The sequence below is a fragment of the Nitrosomonas marina genome, assembly GCF_900111605.1.
Taxonomy (GTDB): Bacteria; Pseudomonadota; Gammaproteobacteria; order Burkholderiales; family Nitrosomonadaceae; genus Nitrosomonas; species Nitrosomonas marina_A.
The window spans coordinates 38232-57101 of record NZ_FOIA01000012.1; the positions used below are offsets into that span (position 1 = coordinate 38232).

11 protein-coding genes are annotated in these 18870 nt (G+C 48.4%); 4 read left to right on the forward strand and 7 right to left on the reverse strand.

Going from position 1 to position 18870, the window contains the following annotated elements; translation table 11 throughout:
- Positions 1 to 141 precede the first annotated feature (141 nt).
- Both BMY62_RS07030 and BMY62_RS07035 read left to right on the forward strand, forming a co-directional pair.
- Positions 142 to 2124 carry an eCIS core domain-containing protein gene (locus BMY62_RS07030; RefSeq protein WP_090658070.1) on the forward strand — a complete coding sequence of 661 codons (1983 nt, stop codon included), beginning with the start codon at positions 142 to 144 and terminating at the stop codon, positions 2122 to 2124.
- A gap of 515 nt (positions 2125 to 2639) precedes the next feature.
- Positions 2640 to 4667, forward strand: a complete 2028-nt coding sequence (locus BMY62_RS07035) for a putative bifunctional diguanylate cyclase/phosphodiesterase (protein WP_090658071.1) — start codon at positions 2640 to 2642, stop codon at positions 4665 to 4667.
- A gap of 287 nt (positions 4668 to 4954) precedes the next feature.
- On the opposite strand, the gene BMY62_RS07040 is transcribed toward BMY62_RS07035, so the two are convergent.
- Positions 4955 to 5995, reverse strand: coding sequence for a sodium:calcium antiporter (locus BMY62_RS07040; protein ID WP_090658073.1), 1041 nt, complete (start codon positions 5993 to 5995; stop codon positions 4955 to 4957).
- Positions 5988 to 8456, reverse strand: a complete 2469-nt coding sequence (locus BMY62_RS07045) for a vitamin K epoxide reductase family protein (RefSeq protein ID WP_090658075.1) — start codon at positions 8454 to 8456, stop codon at positions 5988 to 5990. Before BMY62_RS07045 ends, BMY62_RS07040 begins: the two co-directional genes overlap by 8 nt.
- 531 nt (positions 8457 to 8987) lie before the next feature.
- On the opposite strand from BMY62_RS07045, the gene BMY62_RS07050 reads away from it, so the two are divergent.
- Together BMY62_RS07050 and BMY62_RS07055 are read left to right on the forward strand one after the other, a co-directional pair.
- Positions 8988 to 10418, forward strand: coding sequence for a sodium/proline symporter (locus tag BMY62_RS07050; protein ID WP_090658076.1), 1431 nt, complete (start codon positions 8988 to 8990; stop codon positions 10416 to 10418).
- Between the two features lie 374 nt (positions 10419 to 10792).
- Positions 10793 to 11941, forward strand: coding sequence for a GGDEF domain-containing protein (locus BMY62_RS07055; protein WP_256207477.1), 1149 nt, complete (start codon positions 10793 to 10795; stop codon positions 11939 to 11941).
- Between the two features lie 251 nt (positions 11942 to 12192).
- Here BMY62_RS07055 and BMY62_RS07060 read toward each other — a convergent pair whose 3' ends face one another.
- From BMY62_RS07060 to BMY62_RS07080, 5 genes are all read right to left on the reverse strand, one after another.
- Positions 12193 to 13344 (reverse strand): eCIS core domain-containing protein, encoded by a 1152-nt coding sequence (locus BMY62_RS07060; RefSeq protein ID WP_218142947.1) that lies wholly within the window; start codon positions 13342 to 13344, stop codon positions 12193 to 12195.
- Positions 13345 to 13858: 514 nt separating this feature from the next.
- A complete protein-coding gene (locus tag BMY62_RS07065; protein WP_090658078.1) occupies positions 13859 to 15136 on the reverse strand; it encodes an O-acetylhomoserine aminocarboxypropyltransferase/cysteine synthase family protein in 1278 nt (425 codons plus the stop codon).
- A 204-nt stretch (positions 15137 to 15340) separates the two neighbouring features.
- Positions 15341 to 15766 carry an acyl-CoA thioesterase gene (locus tag BMY62_RS07070; RefSeq protein ID WP_090658080.1) on the reverse strand — a complete coding sequence of 142 codons (426 nt, stop codon included), beginning with the start codon at positions 15764 to 15766 and terminating at the stop codon, positions 15341 to 15343.
- A gap of 77 nt (positions 15767 to 15843) precedes the next feature.
- Positions 15844 to 16764 (reverse strand): sulfotransferase domain-containing protein, encoded by a 921-nt coding sequence (locus BMY62_RS07075; protein WP_090658082.1) that lies wholly within the window; start codon positions 16762 to 16764, stop codon positions 15844 to 15846.
- An 89-nt stretch (positions 16765 to 16853) separates the two neighbouring features.
- Complete coding sequence (locus BMY62_RS07080) at positions 16854 to 18866, reverse strand: CocE/NonD family hydrolase (RefSeq protein WP_090658084.1); 2013 nt, start codon at positions 18864 to 18866, stop codon at positions 16854 to 16856.
- Between the last annotated feature and the right edge of the window lie 4 nt (positions 18867 to 18870).

Sequence of the window (18870 nt, forward strand, 5' to 3'; positions counted from 1 at the left end):
TTCCTGATCATTTAGCTGGTCACTCATCAATAATTGCGGGTTTGACAAAGAATACAGGGATTTGTATATTTTCACTTGACCGTGTTTGTTCTTTCCACCACGGACTTGCGCGAATGGCGAAAATAATGGAGACCATGGACCATGTATACTGGTTTTGCAACATTCGCTTCACCGGCAACAACGACCAAACGGACTCGTCCGGCGTGTCACAACATCACTTCAAATCAGCATTCAGCTGTGCGTGCAATACTGCAACGCACCTTCGTGCAACCCATTTCAAACGCCCCGAACCAGACTGTTCAGAAAAAGATAAAAATCGGCTCGTCCGATGATCGGTATGAAAAAGAAGCGGATCACATGGCCGACCAGGTGGTATCACAGCATTCCGGATTGAGCACTGCAGTTCTGGAAAATACGGTTTCGGGTAACGTACAGCGTTTGTGCGATGAATGCGAAGAAACGATACAGCAAAAAGCGATGGACGCAGTTTCTGAAGCTCGCGATCCGAGTGGAATCAGGCAGGAAACATCCCCGGAGATTTCTTCACTTACAAAACACAACTCGAACGGGCACCCGTTGCCTTATGCATTGCGGCAATTTTACGAATCACGCATGGGGCGGGATTTTGGCAATGTGCGGCTGCACACAGACAACAGCAGCTCACAATCAGCCGAAGCAATCAATGCCAAGGCGTATACGCTGGGCAACCACATCACATTCAATCGCGGCCAATATCAACCGGGTACGGCGCAAGGCAGGCATTTGCTGGCTCATGAACTGACACACGTTGTTCAACAGGGAAAAGCCGCACCAAAAAACACCGCTGAATATTCAAACACCGGTGGCACTGCTCATGAGATCCATACAGTCCGAACAACTGTCGCGGACACTGTGCAGCGGGCCTGTGGCAGTACTGCAATCGGTGCACCAGGCGGTTGCACGCGTTCGCCTGATTACGGCGTTTTCAATCCGAGCAGTCCGGTCTATAAATTTGATTTTGATTGCGATACGTTCAAGCCTGGCGAAGACGTCAACCTGGAAAATGATCACCGCGGACTGCCAATCGGTACGCGATTTGCCGTGCACGGCTTCGCCAGCGTTGACGGCGATCCGGGCTACAATCACAATCTGGCCTGTGCCAGGGCTCTGGCTGCTGCAAACTTAATGATGACACCAGGTCCTCTGGGACTGGGTATTTCTGTTGGGAATATCGATGTCTTCAATCATGGGCCGACACCTGGTCCGGTCGATGAACGCCGCAGCGTGACCATCGAACACAACGCACCAGCACAACCGGTTCCGCCCGAGGAAAGGCCGCCGCTGTGCGGACCGGATGCCACACAATGGCTGATCGATCAGATGAATGCAGCGCTCACAGACGCCGCCGTGCTTGCAATACAGGCAGATATTACCGCGGCTGACGGAATTGCGAGAAGACACGGCATCACAGCGCATCAGGTAGCCGAGGGCGCCACGACATTGCGCTTATTGGCCGAAGAGGCTTTACTTCAGGCGCAGGGTAAGAATCCTGCCCGCAACCCGACAATTAATGCACAAATTGCTGCTGGCAGCGCCTCGGGAGCGATCGTTTCCAGGGCACTTCGGGCACACCCAATCGATGCGCTGACCATTGCCAATCATATTAACAACGCGGCCACGGCCTGGGCCGCACTGGTGACCCATGGCGCGCGTTATGACTTTAAATTGAATCCCGCGCAGATGCATTTTCCTCGGACAGCAAACTGTCCCGAAGAAGAATGCGATCAGGGTGAAGTCGGCATTATCACCCTGTGCCCCGGCGTGCTTCCGGAAAACTGCTACCAGTCCGATTTACCGGGAAACCTTTTCTTTTCACGAATTGGCCAGTTTGCAGGATTCAGCGCACTAACCCTGCAGCTGGGCTCGCAATTCGCCGAATTGCTGGATACCGTTCCGCGCCCCGCCCGACCGCATGTGACCTGGGACTCACCGGAAGACACAAGCGCGATACATGTAGCGTCTTCACTTACACTGCCGTTAACGCGGTCCTCACTGTGCAGCATCCTTGCCGCCCACCGCGGTAGTCTCTCGCGCCGGAATGGCTGCCGGGATTGCACTCGACTGACCACGGCAATCATTACTTAGGATTAATTTCGATATCCAGCGATTACTGTTTCTTAACTAGTACTCTATCAATATGATATTGATAGAGTACTAGGCAGAATTCTATTTCGAAACCTATAACGCTTAAACCACAAAACTGGAACTTCATACCGTGGGGCGCGCTCGGAAATTGATTGCGCCTTGATATCTCTGCCCGGTTTCTCAATGTTTCCGATTCCGTTAAAGATCGATATCAACAATCTGCAATGTTGGCATTTACACTGTGTGCAAAATTAGCTCAACTATTTCAATGAGGAAATAATTTTACGTCTATATCAGGGCAGCCGGCATTGAAAACCGTTTCCTGTCAAAAATTCGTTACAACACTCGCCTGGCGATCAGATTCAGTTTCTGCGACATGCGTTGTCATATGAGTGACATTCAACTGTCATGTTATTTAGATAGATTCCACCCGTTAATTGAACTTTATACTCAGAACGTCTGACCGTATAAAGCTACGTCAACTGCAACGCTTCTCAATTGATTATTAGAATAATATGAAACTGCAACTCACTCGCCATTCTTCAGTGATCATTCTGATCGTGATGATACTGGTCACAATACTGCTGGGCTTCCACTATCAGAAATTAGTCAGGGAATCGTTGATCAATGGACAGCAACAAGCAGGCTTGATGCTTACAAAGTCGTACGCGAACTCGATTTGGCCCAGCCATGCGGGTTTCGTACAGCGCGCTGCATCAATCAAGCACGATAATCTGCGAAACAGTGACGAGTTACAGTATATCCACCGCGATCTGCGTCGATTAGTGCGCGGCAGTAACATCCTACGGGTCGCCATCATTGACATAAACGGCCTGATAGTCTATTCAACGAATAGGGAACGGGTAGGTAAGCAATTAACGAATGATGCTGGTTATCAGAACGCGGTTACCGGAACAATACACAGCTCGCTATCATTTCATGATGCTTACAAAAGCAGCCGCGCTGATTTGGAAAGGCGTTATGTCGTGACCAGCCACGTTCCTGTCAGAATCCTCGACGCTGCACCAGTCGAGGCTGTTATTGCCATCGATTTCGATACCACAACCTTGATGAACGAGCTGAATTATCAGCAGATTCAGACGATTGGCTGGCTTGTATTGGTGATGGCGCTCGTATCTTTGCTTTTGTATGGATTTACCAAACATTCCGATCAGCTGCTGGAAAAACAGCTGTTACAACGCGAGAAAGATATCAAGCATATGCGCCACCTCGCCTATCATGATTCCCTGACCGGTTTTCCGAACCGTACAAGCTTCAATGAACATACCGAGGAAGCAGTGTTCCGCGCTAAACGCGTAGGATGGACAATGGCCGTCATGTTTCTTGACCTCGATCGTTTCAAGCTGATTAATGATAGCCTGGGACACGATGCCGGTGATCAGCTGCTTTGTCTCACAGCACATCGAATTCGGGAAGTACTGCGCGAAAGCGATCTGTTATTTCGCATGGGGGGTGACGAATTCACGGTGATTCTGGAAGGTGTCAAAATCCCGGAGCAAGCCGCGGATGTGGCAAACCGGGTGCTGGAAGTGGTAAGTCAGCCACTGGAACTGCAGGAAGAGGAATTTACAATCTCCGCCAGTATCGGCATGGCTGTTTACCCTCGGGATGCAAAATCGGCTGAGCATCTTGTTAAATGTGCCGACGCCGCCATGTATCGCGCCAAGGAAATGGGCGGCAACTGCTTCAGCTTTTATTCTCAGGAAATGAATGAACGGTTCGAGAACCAGCTAAAAATGGAAACGGCCCTGCGCCGTGCCGTCACCAATGAAGAGCTTTTCCTGCAATACCAGCCACGAATATGCAGCCACACACAGAAAATTATTGGAACCGAAGCATTACTGCGCTGGAAGCATCCGGAATGGGGAATAGTCCCTCCTAGTCGTTTCATTTCTCAACTCGAAGAATCGGGACTCATCATACAGGTAGGAACCTGGGTTATCAGAGAAGCATGTCGCCAGAACAAATTATGGCAGGATATGGGACTTGAACCAATACGTGTATCGGTAAACCTCTCATCGCGGCAGTTTCGTAGTGAATCGCTGGTAAACGCTGTACGTTCCGCCCTTGCCGATTCCGGACTTGAGCCGTGCTATCTCGAACTGGAACTGACCGAAAGTCTGCTGGTGGACAATACTGAGCATGCCATTTCACTCATGTATGCCCTGAAGGAGCTCGGTATCGCTCTGTCCATTGATGATTTTGGCACCGGTTACTCGTCACTGAGTTATCTCAAGCGCTTTCCCATTGATTGTCTCAAAATAGATCGCAGCTTCATTACAGAAATTGCCAGCAATACCAAGGATGCAGCCATTGTTGAGGCTATTTCAACACTGGCCCACAATCTCGGTATCGGACTCGTTGCGGAGGGTGTTGAGAATATCAATCAGGCCAAACTGCTGAAAGGATACGGGTGCAACGAAATGCAGGGATATTATTACAGTAGACCAGTCGATGCCAATCACCTGGCCAGTGTAATCAGTCAACAAAACTCATTGATATCGCCTACGAAAATAGCCTGAACCATACTGCCAAGTAGTACTTTTTGCCGCTCGTTTGATAGCATGCGGCGATATACGCCGCGCAAAAATGTTTCAAGAATGTCAATCGCGAGAAAAATTTATAGCATTCATTCATCGATTTTTGTCAGCTAGAGAACACTGAAAGCAATTCTGATTTCATACTGTTACGGCAAACCAGGGGTTACTTCCCCCTCTGATATCCAGTCCAAAAGAACAAAACCAGAGAATTCAGTGAACTGCAGGTATGGAATAATTTAGAATTTTACGGCATTTGCTAACGGCCAAATCTATCGTACCTGGTAGAGAATATATAATCCCGCCATATAAAAAATCAAAACCAGAAGCGAATCAATATTCATGCCAAAAAGTTTCAGTTTTGGGCGAATTGCAATTCCAATACAATAAATTGCTGTCAAGAAAATACCACCAACTAGTGCAACTGACGCTGACAGATCAATATGATTCAAAACCGGGCCATCCGAAAAAAAAGCATCCACCGGGAGTATCAGAAACGTCACGATCAGGTTACTGCCAAAAATATTGGAAATCGCCATGGTATGGGCTTTTATCCTGATTGCAGCAATGGCTGTACTCAGTTCCGGCAGTGACGTTGTCAGCGCCAATAAAGAAACTCCAATAAAACTGCTGCCGAGCCCGGTCTGATCGGCCAATGTCTCAGCAGCATGTACGATAAACACACCGCACACTAAGATAACTACCCCTGCAGCCACCGAAAAAAGAATCAAAATGTGCAGAGACAGATTATCATAATGATTGCTTCGTGCCTCTCCACGCGCTGGCTGTTCATTTGGAAGATCAACCGGACTCCAGGTGTTGCGGCCCTGAATTTTCCAAAGCAAGTACATAAAGAAAATATACAGCAGAGCGATCAAAATGCTGCCAAGCCCGATATGCGCCACTATTGGTATATCACCAATGAAACTTATCATAAGCAGTATCGAAAGCGATGGAATCAATAACAAACCGGCTACTAATACTGAAAGACTGCGTGGCGCGGAACTGAGCACGCCTCTTATGATAAAAATTTCGGCGATGGCCAGCACGACCAACTGCATCATAATACCGCCAAATATATTGTTGAGAGCAAGCGTACCGTTACCTGCCGAGACTGCGGTAATACTCGTTACCATTTCCGGCAATTCAGTGATTGTAGCCAGAAAAATAAGTCCCATAAAAGCACGTGCGATTTTCGTCTGCTCGGCAATCGCGTCAACGAAGTATGACAAATACGTGCCGGATGTCCATATCGCACCGGCAAGTACAGCAAAAATCAATAAATTGATTGTTATTGAAAACGCTTCAAACAATGAACCGCCTCCAATCTCCGTACTCGTTATAAATTTTACCGCGCGGCAGGCACAGCCCGATTAAAAGCAAACCGCAGGCCATACTGGACATCAGGGAGACCGTGCTTGTCTCGAAGAAAAACGGGGTAACCAGTAATGCTGTTCCCAAAGGCAATATAAAAAAACGAAATGCGCGGCCCGATTCAGCCAACGCGGTAATGGTTACTGTCAACACCAGCGAACCAATCAAATGGTCGGCATTTGCCATGCCCGCCTCAGTGCCGATTGTCACACGTGTAAACATCAGCCAGCCCCCAACAGGAATGCAAAGTACCAGGTTCCAGGGTAGCGTCACGCCTCCGCCAAGCATTTCCTTGATAATGACGGATGGTTTCTGTGCAAAATCATCCTCAACCGTTTCCCATTTACCTTCATCTGTATCGCCCTGAAAAAAGACGCGCAAAAGAGAGCGGCCTTGTTTTTTTCTACGGTAAAGAAATTCGGTGGTGGCTATCAATTCATCCAAAGAATAAGGAATCTGTATCAGCATCGCGGCCGCAGCAATCAAACATAGCGTGCACCATGTTCCAATCAGGATAGGTTGGATAATGATAAAGAAAATTGAAACAATACCGAGTGGCACTATCATAATACCGAACAGTATCACCAGCCATGGCATGGTACGCCAGCGTCTGGACGAACCCATAATTCCGGTTAGTATTTCAAGCGCATAAGTCATTGCCCCAAGTCCTGCATCCGGTACCGGCCAGGCTTTGGAAACCGAAGATGTTATGATCTCTTCAGTACCATTTTTTGGGTCCTGTGGCGAACCTGAAAAGAAGGGTTCCCACACACTATCGATATGACCCAGCTGATAAGCACACAAATAGCGGGATATGAAAAAGCCGATAAATGCCAGAATGATGATTGGCAATCGCTGAAACCAGCTAGATGGGGAATAGGTCCATCCGGGTGGTATGGTAGGCCCGGTTTGGGCGGCTACAGGTGAAATACCCGGTACCGGTCTCGTCAAAACTGCAAAACCCATGACCAGCATGCCAACTATGGTATCGTTTAAATAAGCAGCTGCCGTCGGTGCCCAGAAAATTAACGGTGCCCCAAGCAACCAGAGTCCCACTCCGCCACAAAGCCAACGCGCCAGACCAAAACGCCAGGATAACGATACAAATGAGAGCACAAGCAGTGCAATACCAGACAAGACATCGCTCCAGATCATAACCTGTGATTCATAACCCAGCGTATAAGGAGCCATTATCAGCCAGCCAGCCAGACCCATATTAAGAAAATGCGCCCAAATATTCTCACTGTGCTGGCGGCGATAAGCTGATTCGTGCTTTTCTCTGATTCGGTCTGCATTTTTATGTTTCTCTTGCGCAGCCCGCACCCAGTCTGGCTCCGTTATGTGATTTCTTTCATACCAGGCAGCAGGGTCTTTTTTGAGACTGGCAACAATACTTTTCAATCCATCATAAATGCGATGATTGGGCTGCCAATCAAGCAATGTTGTTGCCTGAGTAGTGTCCAGATCGTAATGATCCGAAGCCAGATCAATCATGAATGGTTTGATAAAAGGCTTTTCACCACGGTCAATCACATCAGGAATAACGGGCTCTGCTTTTTCTTCCAGCCACGCACCTGATTTCGCAAGAAATTCGGGCATATCTATGGTTTGCCATTCTTTTTTGCCAAATACCAGATACCCGATCCTATTTTGTAGTTCCTGATAGCCCATCACTTCGCTTTCACCCGCGAGCATGATGCTGGTTTCCGGCAGTTTCTTACGCCTGTCCACCACTTTCTGAAATAGCGCTACCATGTCTTCTTTATGGATAAAAGCCTGACCGGCCATCAGGTCGCCTGCATAAAGATGGCTCTTGAAGTCGCGTTCATAAATTCGGGAAATCTGGTAGGCTAATGTCGGCACTGCACTGTCATCATCATATACACCTGCAAGCCGTAAAATGGTATAAGGCATACGGCCGTGCTGCTGCTTGATGATCTCTTCTGCTTCGGCTTTGGATTGTGGATATGCCCAGCTTGGTTTCAGCGGCATATTTTCATCAATTTTCTGGCCGGGCACTGTTGGCTCATGGACGAGCATCGTGCTGGCATAGACAAACCGTTCGACCTCGAAATCTTGAAGAAATTTCAGTAAGCGCCGGGTTCCGTCAACGGTTACTTTCCTATACAGTGGATGATGCACCCCAGTGAAATCATAGTAGGCCGCCAGATGAATGACGGCCGCTATTTTTTCTCCATGCTGCGCGCGGACAGTATCCAAAGCTGTTTTTACAGAATCATCAGACGTCAGGTCACATTCAATACTGGCTTCTGCATGTTCACAGGGATTGATATCAAACCCAATAACCCGGTATCTTTGTTTCAAGCTTTGACTGAGCGTTTCGCCGATATTCCCGGAAGCGCCTGTCACAATTACAAATGGTTTCTGTCGGCTGGCCATTACTCTATTTACCTCTCTGATTCAATGAATTAACAGATTGATCTTGTAGGGTGGATTTTGTATTGCCGCGTAATATGCCGCGCTGGCTCCAGCGTTTTTGAATAATCAAAAAACCCGGTTTAATCATGTTGAAGCGACTTTGTCTAAGAATTACGATACCAGAGATATTGGAATTTTTGAAATCCTGTAATAGACACATGCATGTTGTATTCGACACTGCACGGGCTAGAATCGACTCCGTAAATGGCTGGCAAACTCCGCTTACCCTTTGTCAATCGTCAGCCAGGCAGTCATTTTGAATCATCGTAATAAATCAAACTTTAGGTTTTGGGTGTAAATTGTATTACAATGCAACATATTATTTAAAGATAATTCTATTCAATAGGTTACCAGATTACCACTTCGGAACATCCTTGGATAATCTATTTTCAAACTCACCAACCAACAAGACATCATTATTTTTATGACGCTGCCTGCCTGACGATTGATGCATAAATTAACATCAGAATCCACGCGGCAGACAACTCCAAAATGAGCGAAACAATCTGGTCTTTCATTATTGTAATGATCTTGCTTACTATGAGCGGAACCATGGCGATGGTCCGAAAACGCAAAACCCCTGAAGATTATCTGGTGGCCAGCCGCAGAGTAAGCCCCTGGCTGACGGCGCTCTCGACTGTAGCCACCAATAACAGCGGCTTCATGTTCATCGGCATGATTGCCTATACCTACCGTTTTGGCTATGAATCTGTCTGGCTTATGCTGGGATGGGTGCTGGGCGATCTTATGGTGTGGATTTTCATACACCCACGTGTGCGCAGAATTTCCGGTAAAGCCAAAATCAATACGCTGCCTTTGTTAATCGCGACCGAGGATAACAGCGTCAATCGCTTGATAGTCATCAGCGCCGGGCTCATTACCATTGTTTTCCTTGGAATCTACGCGGCAGCACAGCTAAAAGCCGGCAGTACTGCGCTGCATGCATTATTTGGCTGGGAAATGTATGTTGGCGCACTTGTCGGCGCTTTTATTGTGATCGTTTATTCTTTTGCTGGCGGTATACGCGCCGACATCTGGACCGATGCTGCGCAGTCTTTTGCCATGATTATCACAATGCTGGCAATCCTGATTGCCGGATTTTTGAATGTGGGTGGTTTGTCTTCGCTGACAGCAAATCTTGGCGCCCAGGATCCGGCACTTGTTTCTTGGTTTCCACAGGAGCTTCAATTTGGCGTATTTGCATTTATTACCGGCTATATTTTTGCAGGCCTTGGCACGATTGGCCAACCGCATTTAATGACGCGCTTGTTGGCTATTAAATCAGTCGACGCAATCAAGCGTGCACGCATATATTATTTCATATGGTATATCATATTTTTTGCAGCCTCTATTGGCGTTGGCCTGTACTGCCGTGCGATTATCCCAGATCTTGCCAATTTGCCAAGTGTTGCAGGTTTAAAAGAACCCACCGAGCTAGCGCTACCAGTACTCACCATGCAGCTGCTCCCGGGAATTTTCGTCGGGGTCGCCCTTGCAGGACTATTTGCCGCGACTGTCTCCACGGCTGATTCGCAAATTATCGTATGCTCGGGCACCCTAACCCAGGAAATTTTCCCGCGTTGGAAAGATTCTTATCTTGCCTCCAAGCTTGGCACGTTCGCCATCACGACAGCCGCACTTGCGATTGCGCTTTTTGCACATGAAGGGGTCTTCGGTCTGGTACTCATTGCCTGGTCGGCAATGGGTGCAAGCCTCGGACCAGTTCTGGTTCTTCGTATGTTTTATCTCCCTTTGACTGCGCCAGTTGCGCTTGCCATGATGGCTGTTGCGATTATCACTGCCACTCTCTGGCATTTTTCAGGATACGATGACGACATGCTAAAGATATTCCCGGCTACAATCGCTGCACTGTTAATTTATCTGTGCTGGTACGTGATGAATCACGTCAAATTTTTCAAGTAAACTTTTTTACTTCTTTTCAACTAGAAAAATAACTTCCAGGCAGTCAGAACCACACACAAAAAACAAGTCGGTAACTGATTCTGCTTTACGACTCAAAAGCAAAAATAGGCACGCCATGTTTGAAACTTGAATTTTTCCGATACGATTCTGACAGGATAATCGCAACAAGTACTAATTGGTATGGAGCAAGTTTAAGATTCTGATTAAATGAAAAATATTTCTTGTCGATGCTGGTCATCACCATTTCGAATCGAAAACCCAATATCGCACAACTGTTACAACTCACCCCGCAGCAAATGATGATATACTTCTGCCGTTATTGATGTTTTGAATTCACTCATCATATCCACTGCGCCACAACCCCTGAAATACGCATGAGTATAAAAACCAGCACTATGGCGCATGCGCGCAATCGCCAGCTGCAAAATACGCTGAATGACCTGATCAGACAGGCCAGGGAAAACGAGAAAAAACAGGAGTTATACGAAACTCTCGGTTTTGAAATCATCGGCGCCGGCTCGCCGAAAGCACTGCTTGATCTGCTTCTGACAGAAACAATTGTACGCTGCCAGCTTGATGAAGCCGTTCTGTGCCTGATTGATCGTCATAGAGATATCAAACGCCTGTTTTTCAATCACAATGATGAAATTCGTGTGCTATATGAAAACAGGCTGGTGATACTGGATTGTGTCAAGGATACCAGATTTGCCGACTCCCTGACTCATACGCCGTTACTTGGTGCCGGGCCGTTGAAAAATTTCCACTGGATGGCTTCCGGCTTTAAAACAAGCAACCCGTTCAAAAGCGCGGCATACCTGCCACTATTGAGAGACAACAGCATTATCGGCGCGCTATTTTTGCTGAGTCACGACAGTAACAGGTTTCCGAAAGATGCTGGTACGCTTTTTTTGAAAAAACTATCCATCATGGCCGCTGTAGCCGTGGAAAACTGCCTTAATCAGCAAAGGGTCAAGGAGATCAGTTATCAGGATGTGCTTACCCAGGTTTATAACCGGCGATATTTTGATTTGCGCTTCAAGGACGAAATCGAACGCTCGCTGCGCCTGCAGGACGACCTTGTCTGCATGTTTCTCGATATTGATTTTTTCAAAAAGATAAATGACACCTATGGTCACCAGGCAGGCGACAGAACGCTGATACACATCGCAAATCTGATAAAAGATCATTTGCGCGCCTGTGACATAGTGGCACGCTACGGTGGAGAAGAATTTGTGGCCGCGCTGCCTGCGACCACTCTGCAACAGGCCCTTGAAATCGCCGAGCGCCTGCGCGAAACCGTTCAGTCAACGGCCCACGATTTCGAAACCGAGTCATTTCATGTCACCATTTCAATCGGCATGACACACTTCAAAAGTCTGGACTCGCTTCAGCACCAGGGCCGACCGGATAGCGAACAGATTGCCACACTTATGCTTGATTATGCGGATAAAGCGTTATACCAGGCAAAATCCGATGGCAGAAACCAGGTTGTGGTGTACGATCCAGACATCGTCATCTCTTAACGATTTTTCCCTGCATTGCACTCGTTATGCCAGTTTTCAACAGTTTTATTGAAGAACTGGCATGCATAAAGACATGCGGTGTGTCCTGCACATTATCGGCCATACTCCTGTCGGCCAGATCAATTGTCAGCAATTATCCAGGATTTCCCAGCGTTCCAATTACAATCCTGTAATCCTGTTTCAGTCTTCATTACGCTGGGAGAAATGCCATTATCCCGGTTCAATAACCGCGGCACTCTCTGTTAGCCATACTATGCGATATTATTTCTGATCCAGGCTTTACAATCTATGAAATCCTGGTTAGCTTTGGTGCCGGCCAGTCCGTTGTTCTGAATCACCTGTTCCCAGGCATATCCGATCTGCCTTCTCGATCTTCCGGCAAAATTGACTCTTGTGGCGTTATTACCGTTGTATTTAACGTGATCCCCGAAATGGATATGCCATCCGGCCCCGATACCCGCATCGAATCTTCTCTGAATGACCTGGCTACCGGATACCTGGAACTGGATGGAGCCGGTTTGCAGCTGTTTCGCGGAGTGGTTTGACAGGTCGTCGGGGACAGTATTGCGCATCGCTTCGGTCGAAGAAGCAATTTCCAATGACTTGTTTCCCATCACATCCGCTTCAGATTCCAGTGCGTGGTCGTCATTTACCGGCACACCTTCTTTCAACTGCATCGTTGGTTGAACCCGTCCCTGGGCCTGTTGCACCACATGCCAGGCCTCGTGCGGCAAATGCTGCTCCTGCCCCGGCCCCAGATGAATATCGGACCCTTGCGCATAGGCAAGGGCATTCAGTTGCGCCGGCCTGTCGGAATTGTAATGCACCCGTACATTGTCCATAGAAATGCCGGAAAGTGACTCGATACCTGTCTTGAGATTATCCGGCAGGCCGGTGTTATTCGATGGTGCTGCCGGCGTTTCCTTACGCTGCAGCAGTTTGTCGGAAACAAATTTACCCTGCAGGGGCTCTTCTTCCTCAAACTTTTGTACCGTCAGGAATTTCCCTTGCAGCAACTCTTCGTCTTCCATGCGCTGCAAAACGTCGAATTTTCCCTGCAGAGGCTCATCTTCCTCCATGCGCTGCGCGGCATCGAATCGTCCCTGCAACAATTCATCTTCGGGTGTATTCTGTAATTGTGCAGCTGCATTGCCTGCGTAATTAAACCGGTTTCTTTGTACGGTCATGCGGGGGCTGTTATGGACCGACTCAGCTTCTCTTCGTTGTGCGACAACGCGTGGGCTGGCAGCGATACCGGCAATTAACCGGCGCTGTGCAATGGTTTCTGTACGTGTATCTGCAAGACCGGATGTATTCACTGCGCGATGATTCCGGCCTGCACGAGGACTGTTGTTTGCATGGCGGTTGTGCTGTTCCAAATCAGGCGATACGACTCGTCTCATACCTTCCTCCGTAATTACATTAACAGGTTGCTCATGCCCGTCTATGCCGCTACAGCAGCAGTCCAGGACCGGATAAAGTCATTTGCGAATATTTTGTCACGTCCTGAACAGATAAGCATATCATGTTGCAATAATACCAACAGCATAGAATCGCAGACAGCTCCCTAATACTCTATCAATATGATATTGCCGGGTTCAGTGAGCTTATCAGTGTTCATGGCAAGGCGTGTCTTGCAGGAAATAATTGTTCTATTACCAAAAGACACAACGTAGTCCATGGACGCTGACAAGCTCACCCACAGGGCGTTACCGTGGTGTCCTGCAGCCGTGTTACAGTACTTGAAAAGGGAATAACCCTTTCCCGCGTACTGTGCCTTGCTCCATAACACCACGGCAACGCTGTACCTGGCAATATCATATTGATAGAGTAATATGCACTACTGGCTTGGACAGACCGTCCCTGTATCAGCATGTGCTGCTGGTAAATTCCCGATATACCTCTGTAACAGACAAATTAGATATCAGTCACAGCAAGTGCCTGCTCGATATCGCCAATAATATCGTCGATATGTTCAATACCAACGGATAAGCGTACAAGATCCTGGCTTACTCCGGCAGCTGCCAGTTCATTTTCATTTAACTGCCGGTGCGTGGTCGATGCAGGATGACATGCCAGTGACTTGGCATCGCCGATATTCACCAGGCGCAGAATCATGTTTAACGCATCAATAAACTGTACGCCAGCATTAAACCCACCCTTAATACCAAAGCTTAAAATGCCCGAAGCTTTTCCACCGGTAATTTTCTGACAGGTCTGGAAATACGGGCTATTGGGCAATGCCGCGTAATTAACCCATTCGATTTTATCGTGATTTTGTAAATACGCCGCCACTTTTTCGGCATTTTCACAATGTCGTTCCATACGCAATCCTAATGTCTCAAGGCCCTGCATAATCAGAAACGAATTAAAAGGTGATAATGCCGCCCCCATATTTCTCAGCGGCACAACACGGCAGCGCCCGATATACGCCGCCGGTCCCAAGGCTTCAGTATAAACCACGCCATGATATGACGGGTCCGGTTCGTTCAGCATCTTGAATCTATCTTTATGAGCTACCCAGTCAAATCGGCCGGAATCGATAATCGCGCCGCCGATACAGGTCCCGTGCCCGCCAATGTATTTGGTCAGCGAATGCACGACGATATCTGCACCCAATTCAAATGGACGGCACAAATACGGCGTCGCAACAGTATTATCGACAATCAGCGGGACGCCAAATTTGTGTCCAATAGTCGCCAGACGTTCTATATCAACCACATTACCGGCCGGATTGCCGATTGATTCGCAAAATATCGCGCGGGTATTTGCATCTATCGCCTGCGCGATCGCATCAAAATCTTCATGCGACACCATGCGGACATCGATACCCTGTCTGGGCAGGGAATGCGCAAAAAGATTATACGTGCCGCCGTACAACTGGCTGATACTGACAATATTCGTACCCGCGTCACAGATACACTGTATTGCATACGTAATTGCTGCCATGCCAGAAGCCACCGCAAGCGCGCCAACCCCACCTTCCATCGCTGCCAAACGCTGCTCCAGTACGTCGGAAGTCGGGTTCATGATACGCGTGTATATGTTCCCCGGTACTTTCAAATCAAAAAGATCGGCGCCATGTTGCGTGTCTTTAAATGTAAATGAAGTGGTTTGATAAATCGGCACCGCTGCGGCCCGGGTTGTCGCTTCAGACGCATACGCGTGATGCAAAGCCAGGGTTTCAAGTTTCATGATTTTTTCTCTGCTTTATAGGTTAAAGATAGATTTCTTGTGCGTACCTGACGCGTCCCTATCGTTCTCGAATTGACATTTTTACACCGCAAGAAAAGGTTTAATCAATCCATTTCAAGTTATTAAAAATAAAAGCCGCCTTGTTGAAAAGTTGTATGACCATTGATTCCGGACATGAATGGAATTTACGTCCAGGCTCAATCGTCATTCAGATTTTGGTACCGGTCTTGGGCGCCGGTTCTCGTCGATGGCCACGTAAGTCAGTTCTGCCTCGGTGACTTTGATACAAATTTCCTCACTCCCCTCGCGCAACCCGCGTTGAGCGTATACCGCCACATCGACGGTAATTGAAGTACGGCCAATTTTGATAATGTCGGCGTAAAAACTGACAAGATCACCAACCAGTACAGGTTGTTTGAACACAAAGGAATTGACAGCCACGGTTGCCACACGTCCGCGCGCGCGCCGAATGGCTGGTATTGTGCCCGCAATATCGACCTGCGACATGATCCAACCGCCAAAGATATCTCCCGCATGATTGGTATCCGACGATTTGGGTACCATGCGCAATACCGGCTGCGCCTCCGGCAAGGGAACATGAAGTGCGGGATCACTGTCATTCTCATGCATAATTATTTTCTGCCATAAGTTGATGATTGAGAAAATAATGAACAAACAACTGCGTTTTCATTGTCGCATATACACTGTCAAACCGGACCGCCATTCTCAAGCCATTCCCTGCTATCGTTCGTCAGAGCCTGTTTACAGGCAGCTTCGTAGAGCACCAGTTCTTCGTCAGACAATACTTCGCACCACCGTCCGTTGGTGCCCTTGTGGAGAAAAGCGGCTGCCCCGCCCTTCCAGAACTGACCGCCCCCCGGCGCATACAAGTCGCCTTGTTGTTTCATTTCGCTAAATGATACGGCTCTGATGAGCGTATCCCAGGCATGATCCGGCACTTCGATTTCCAGAAATGCTGCCATTCGTCGAATCTCTCGTTCTGTATCTGCCAGCATATCGCTGTAATGAAACAGTTCGATATTGGGTAAATGACGGTAAGGCCACCACGACTGCACATTGGATAAATGCGACCAGTACGGCCAGCCATCGCCTTCCCATTCAAACGCGCCACGTGTCATCCAGTTTTTCCAGAAAACATGAATATCTTCCGGTGGTGGAGGAAGCTCGTCGCCCTGTCGGCCTGGCAGATGATTCATAAGCATGAATGTTTCTTCTTTCATCGTTGAATAATGATTCCATAATGACATAAACACATCACGGGCATCCCGGGCGATATAAAGGTACTTGGTATCCTGACGATACGGCAGGCCATCCAGCGGCAGGTGTGTTTTGATAAAACGACGGTGCTGTTGCGCTTTCAGCTTGTTCAATACCACTTCGAGCGGCACAATCCGCATATCCAGCCACGGCGACATTTCAAAGGGCGGAGCAGGAAAACGACCATCCGGAAAAAGCAGATGCGCTGCAATTGCCTGCGTCCAGGTTGTACCTGCTTTATATGAAGTCGCAATCACAATATCATCGTCCCGCGGCTCAAAGTAGTCCCATCGGGTGCTGTCCATATGATGATTCTGATATGTCCGGGTGCGTCGGGGCAGATTACTCATCCTGTGTGTCCTGTTCGAAATAATCGAAATAATTTAATAGAAAACATGCTGTCAGGCAAATAATCCTGCTTACAAATCAAGCGTACCAGTCACACCAGATTGCGTTTAATGCGGCGATTCCAGTTTCTGGAATAAATGCGTTTATCCGCCTCATAAGCATCAAGTTCGGCATCAAGAAAAAAACTGCTTTCGTCACAACGTAATACAGTCCGCGTCACGGTTTTGACATGCCAGTCATTTCGCTTCAGGCTTCTCGTCCACAACGTTTCACCCCGCACTGAGCTGAAATCATCACCCTGGTATGAATACCACTCTTCTGCCTTGCGTTGCACCGTCAAATCAATTTCCTCCAACTGGTAAACGCCGTTGTCGTTGATAACTTCCAGTATCGATACATCTTGATCGAGTTCACGTATGACACGCCAGTTATGGCACCCTTCAGTTATCTGGCGTTGCCCGCTGCTTACTGATCCCTCGGCCTCTGAGAAGTTAATGCATTCTTCCCGCTGCGAGCGTATCGGCAATGTCAGCCGGCTGTTTCCAGTAAAAATTTTTACCTGGGTTGATTGCGGTGGTGGCCAGGCGAGCGGAAAATAAGAGGTGGAGATCGCGATGCGAATGCGGTGACCCGCTGGAAATGTTTGCGCTACATCATTGAGCTGCATGCGCACAGAATAGCGCTTACCCGGCTCCAGAGGCAAAGGACTGGCATGGCTGTCGCGGTGTGTAAGATTCAGTAATCCATAGGTAATACGCGTTACTTTATTGTCCGGTCGCATATCAGACAGGCGTACGGCAATCATGGCCACCGGCTGATTCGCCGACACGTCCAGTTCAAGTACAGGCGCACCCAGTATTTCAAGCGTATGGGGCAAAAAAGCTGAGGTAAACACCAAGGCGCCGCCATCTTCTTCACGCTGGTCATGCGGCAAATCGGGAGTTGCGCTGTAGGAACACCATTTGCCGGCAAACAGACCGTTGCTCAACGGTGACTGCAATGTCAACACATGCTCCGCTGTTGTCTCATTCTCATCGACCAGACGGTATTCATCCAATTTGTAAACCATCGGTTTGACATTGGTTGTCGGCCAGCATGGCTCACTGATCCAGCGCCCGTAGCGCTGATGATAAAAGGTAGACGGTGGCATGCTGTCGAGCATCCATGCGCGCAGCATGGGTTCATTCATAATCCCGGTTTCCTGCTGTTTTAGCCATTGATCCCACCAGCGCAGACATTCCTGCAAGAAACCGATCGCGGGCCCGGGCACGCCTAAATGTGGATATTTATGACTCCACGGTCCGATCAGTCCCTGCCGCGGTCCGGACAGATTTTTCAATAGACGGAACACTGCGTTAGAGTATCCGTCAGCCCAGCCGCTCACCGCCATTACAGGAATCTGCACTCGGGAAAAGTCTTCGCAGACAGAACCATGTTGCCAGTATTCATCCCGATGCTGATGCTGCAGCCAGGTATTCAGCCATAATCCACTGTTCTCGAGTCGTTCAAACCACATATCGCGCCACTTGTCGCCGACAATGACTGGGTCAGGCGGCAGCGAATTATAGGCAAACATGGTTGAAGCCCAGGAAAGATTGTCGCCGAGCAGGCAGCCACCCATATAATGCACGTCATCTGCATATCGATCGTCAGTAGAACATACACTGATAACCGCTTTTAACGCAGGCGGCTGCAACGCGGCAATCTGCAATCCATTAAAGCCCCCCCAGGAGATACCGATCATTCCAACATTTCCATCGCACCAGTACTGTTGCGTCAACCACGCAATGATGGCTACGCCGTCATCAAGCTCGCGCTGCAGATACTCATCGCGTAACACGCCTTCTGAATCACCGCTACCACGGATATCCACACGAACGCAGGCATAGCCGTGCCCAGCAAAATACGGATGCATGGTTTCATCGCGCAAACGGACACCGTCTCGTTTGCGATAGGGAATATATTCAAGTATGGCAGGAACCGGATGTGTATTCGCAGATTCAGGGATCCAGATACGCGCGGCCAGCCGCACGCCATCCGGCATTTGAATCCACTGATGTTCAATATGACGAATTCGGCAAGGAAAGTCTTCAAACGTTTTCATAGGA

What these genes read in the sequence shown, in the direction of transcription:
- BMY62_RS07030 (WP_090658070.1), top strand. Translation starts at nt 142, where the DNA reads ATGTATACTGGTTTTGCAACATTCGCTTCACCGGCAACAACGACCAAA.
- BMY62_RS07035 (WP_090658071.1), top strand. Translation starts at nt 2,640, where the DNA reads ATGAAACTGCAACTCACTCGCCATTCTTCAGTGATCATTCTGATCGTG.
- BMY62_RS07045 (WP_090658075.1), bottom strand. Translation starts at nt 8,456, where the DNA reads ATGGCCAGCCGACAGAAACCATTTGTAATTGTGACAGGCGCTTCCGGG.
- BMY62_RS07050 (WP_090658076.1), top strand. Translation starts at nt 8,988, where the DNA reads ATGAGCGAAACAATCTGGTCTTTCATTATTGTAATGATCTTGCTTACT.
- BMY62_RS07055 (WP_256207477.1), top strand. Translation starts at nt 10,793, where the DNA reads ATGAGTATAAAAACCAGCACTATGGCGCATGCGCGCAATCGCCAGCTG.
- BMY62_RS07060 (WP_218142947.1), bottom strand. Translation starts at nt 13,344, where the DNA reads ATGAGACGAGTCGTATCGCCTGATTTGGAACAGCACAACCGCCATGCA.
- BMY62_RS07065 (WP_090658078.1), bottom strand. Translation starts at nt 15,136, where the DNA reads ATGAAACTTGAAACCCTGGCTTTGCATCACGCGTATGCGTCTGAAGCG.
- BMY62_RS07070 (WP_090658080.1), bottom strand. Translation starts at nt 15,766, where the DNA reads ATGCATGAGAATGACAGTGATCCCGCACTTCATGTTCCCTTGCCGGAG.
- BMY62_RS07075 (WP_090658082.1), bottom strand. Translation starts at nt 16,764, where the DNA reads ATGAGTAATCTGCCCCGACGCACCCGGACATATCAGAATCATCATATG.
- BMY62_RS07080 (WP_090658084.1), bottom strand. Translation starts at nt 18,866, where the DNA reads ATGAAAACGTTTGAAGACTTTCCTTGCCGAATTCGTCATATTGAACAT.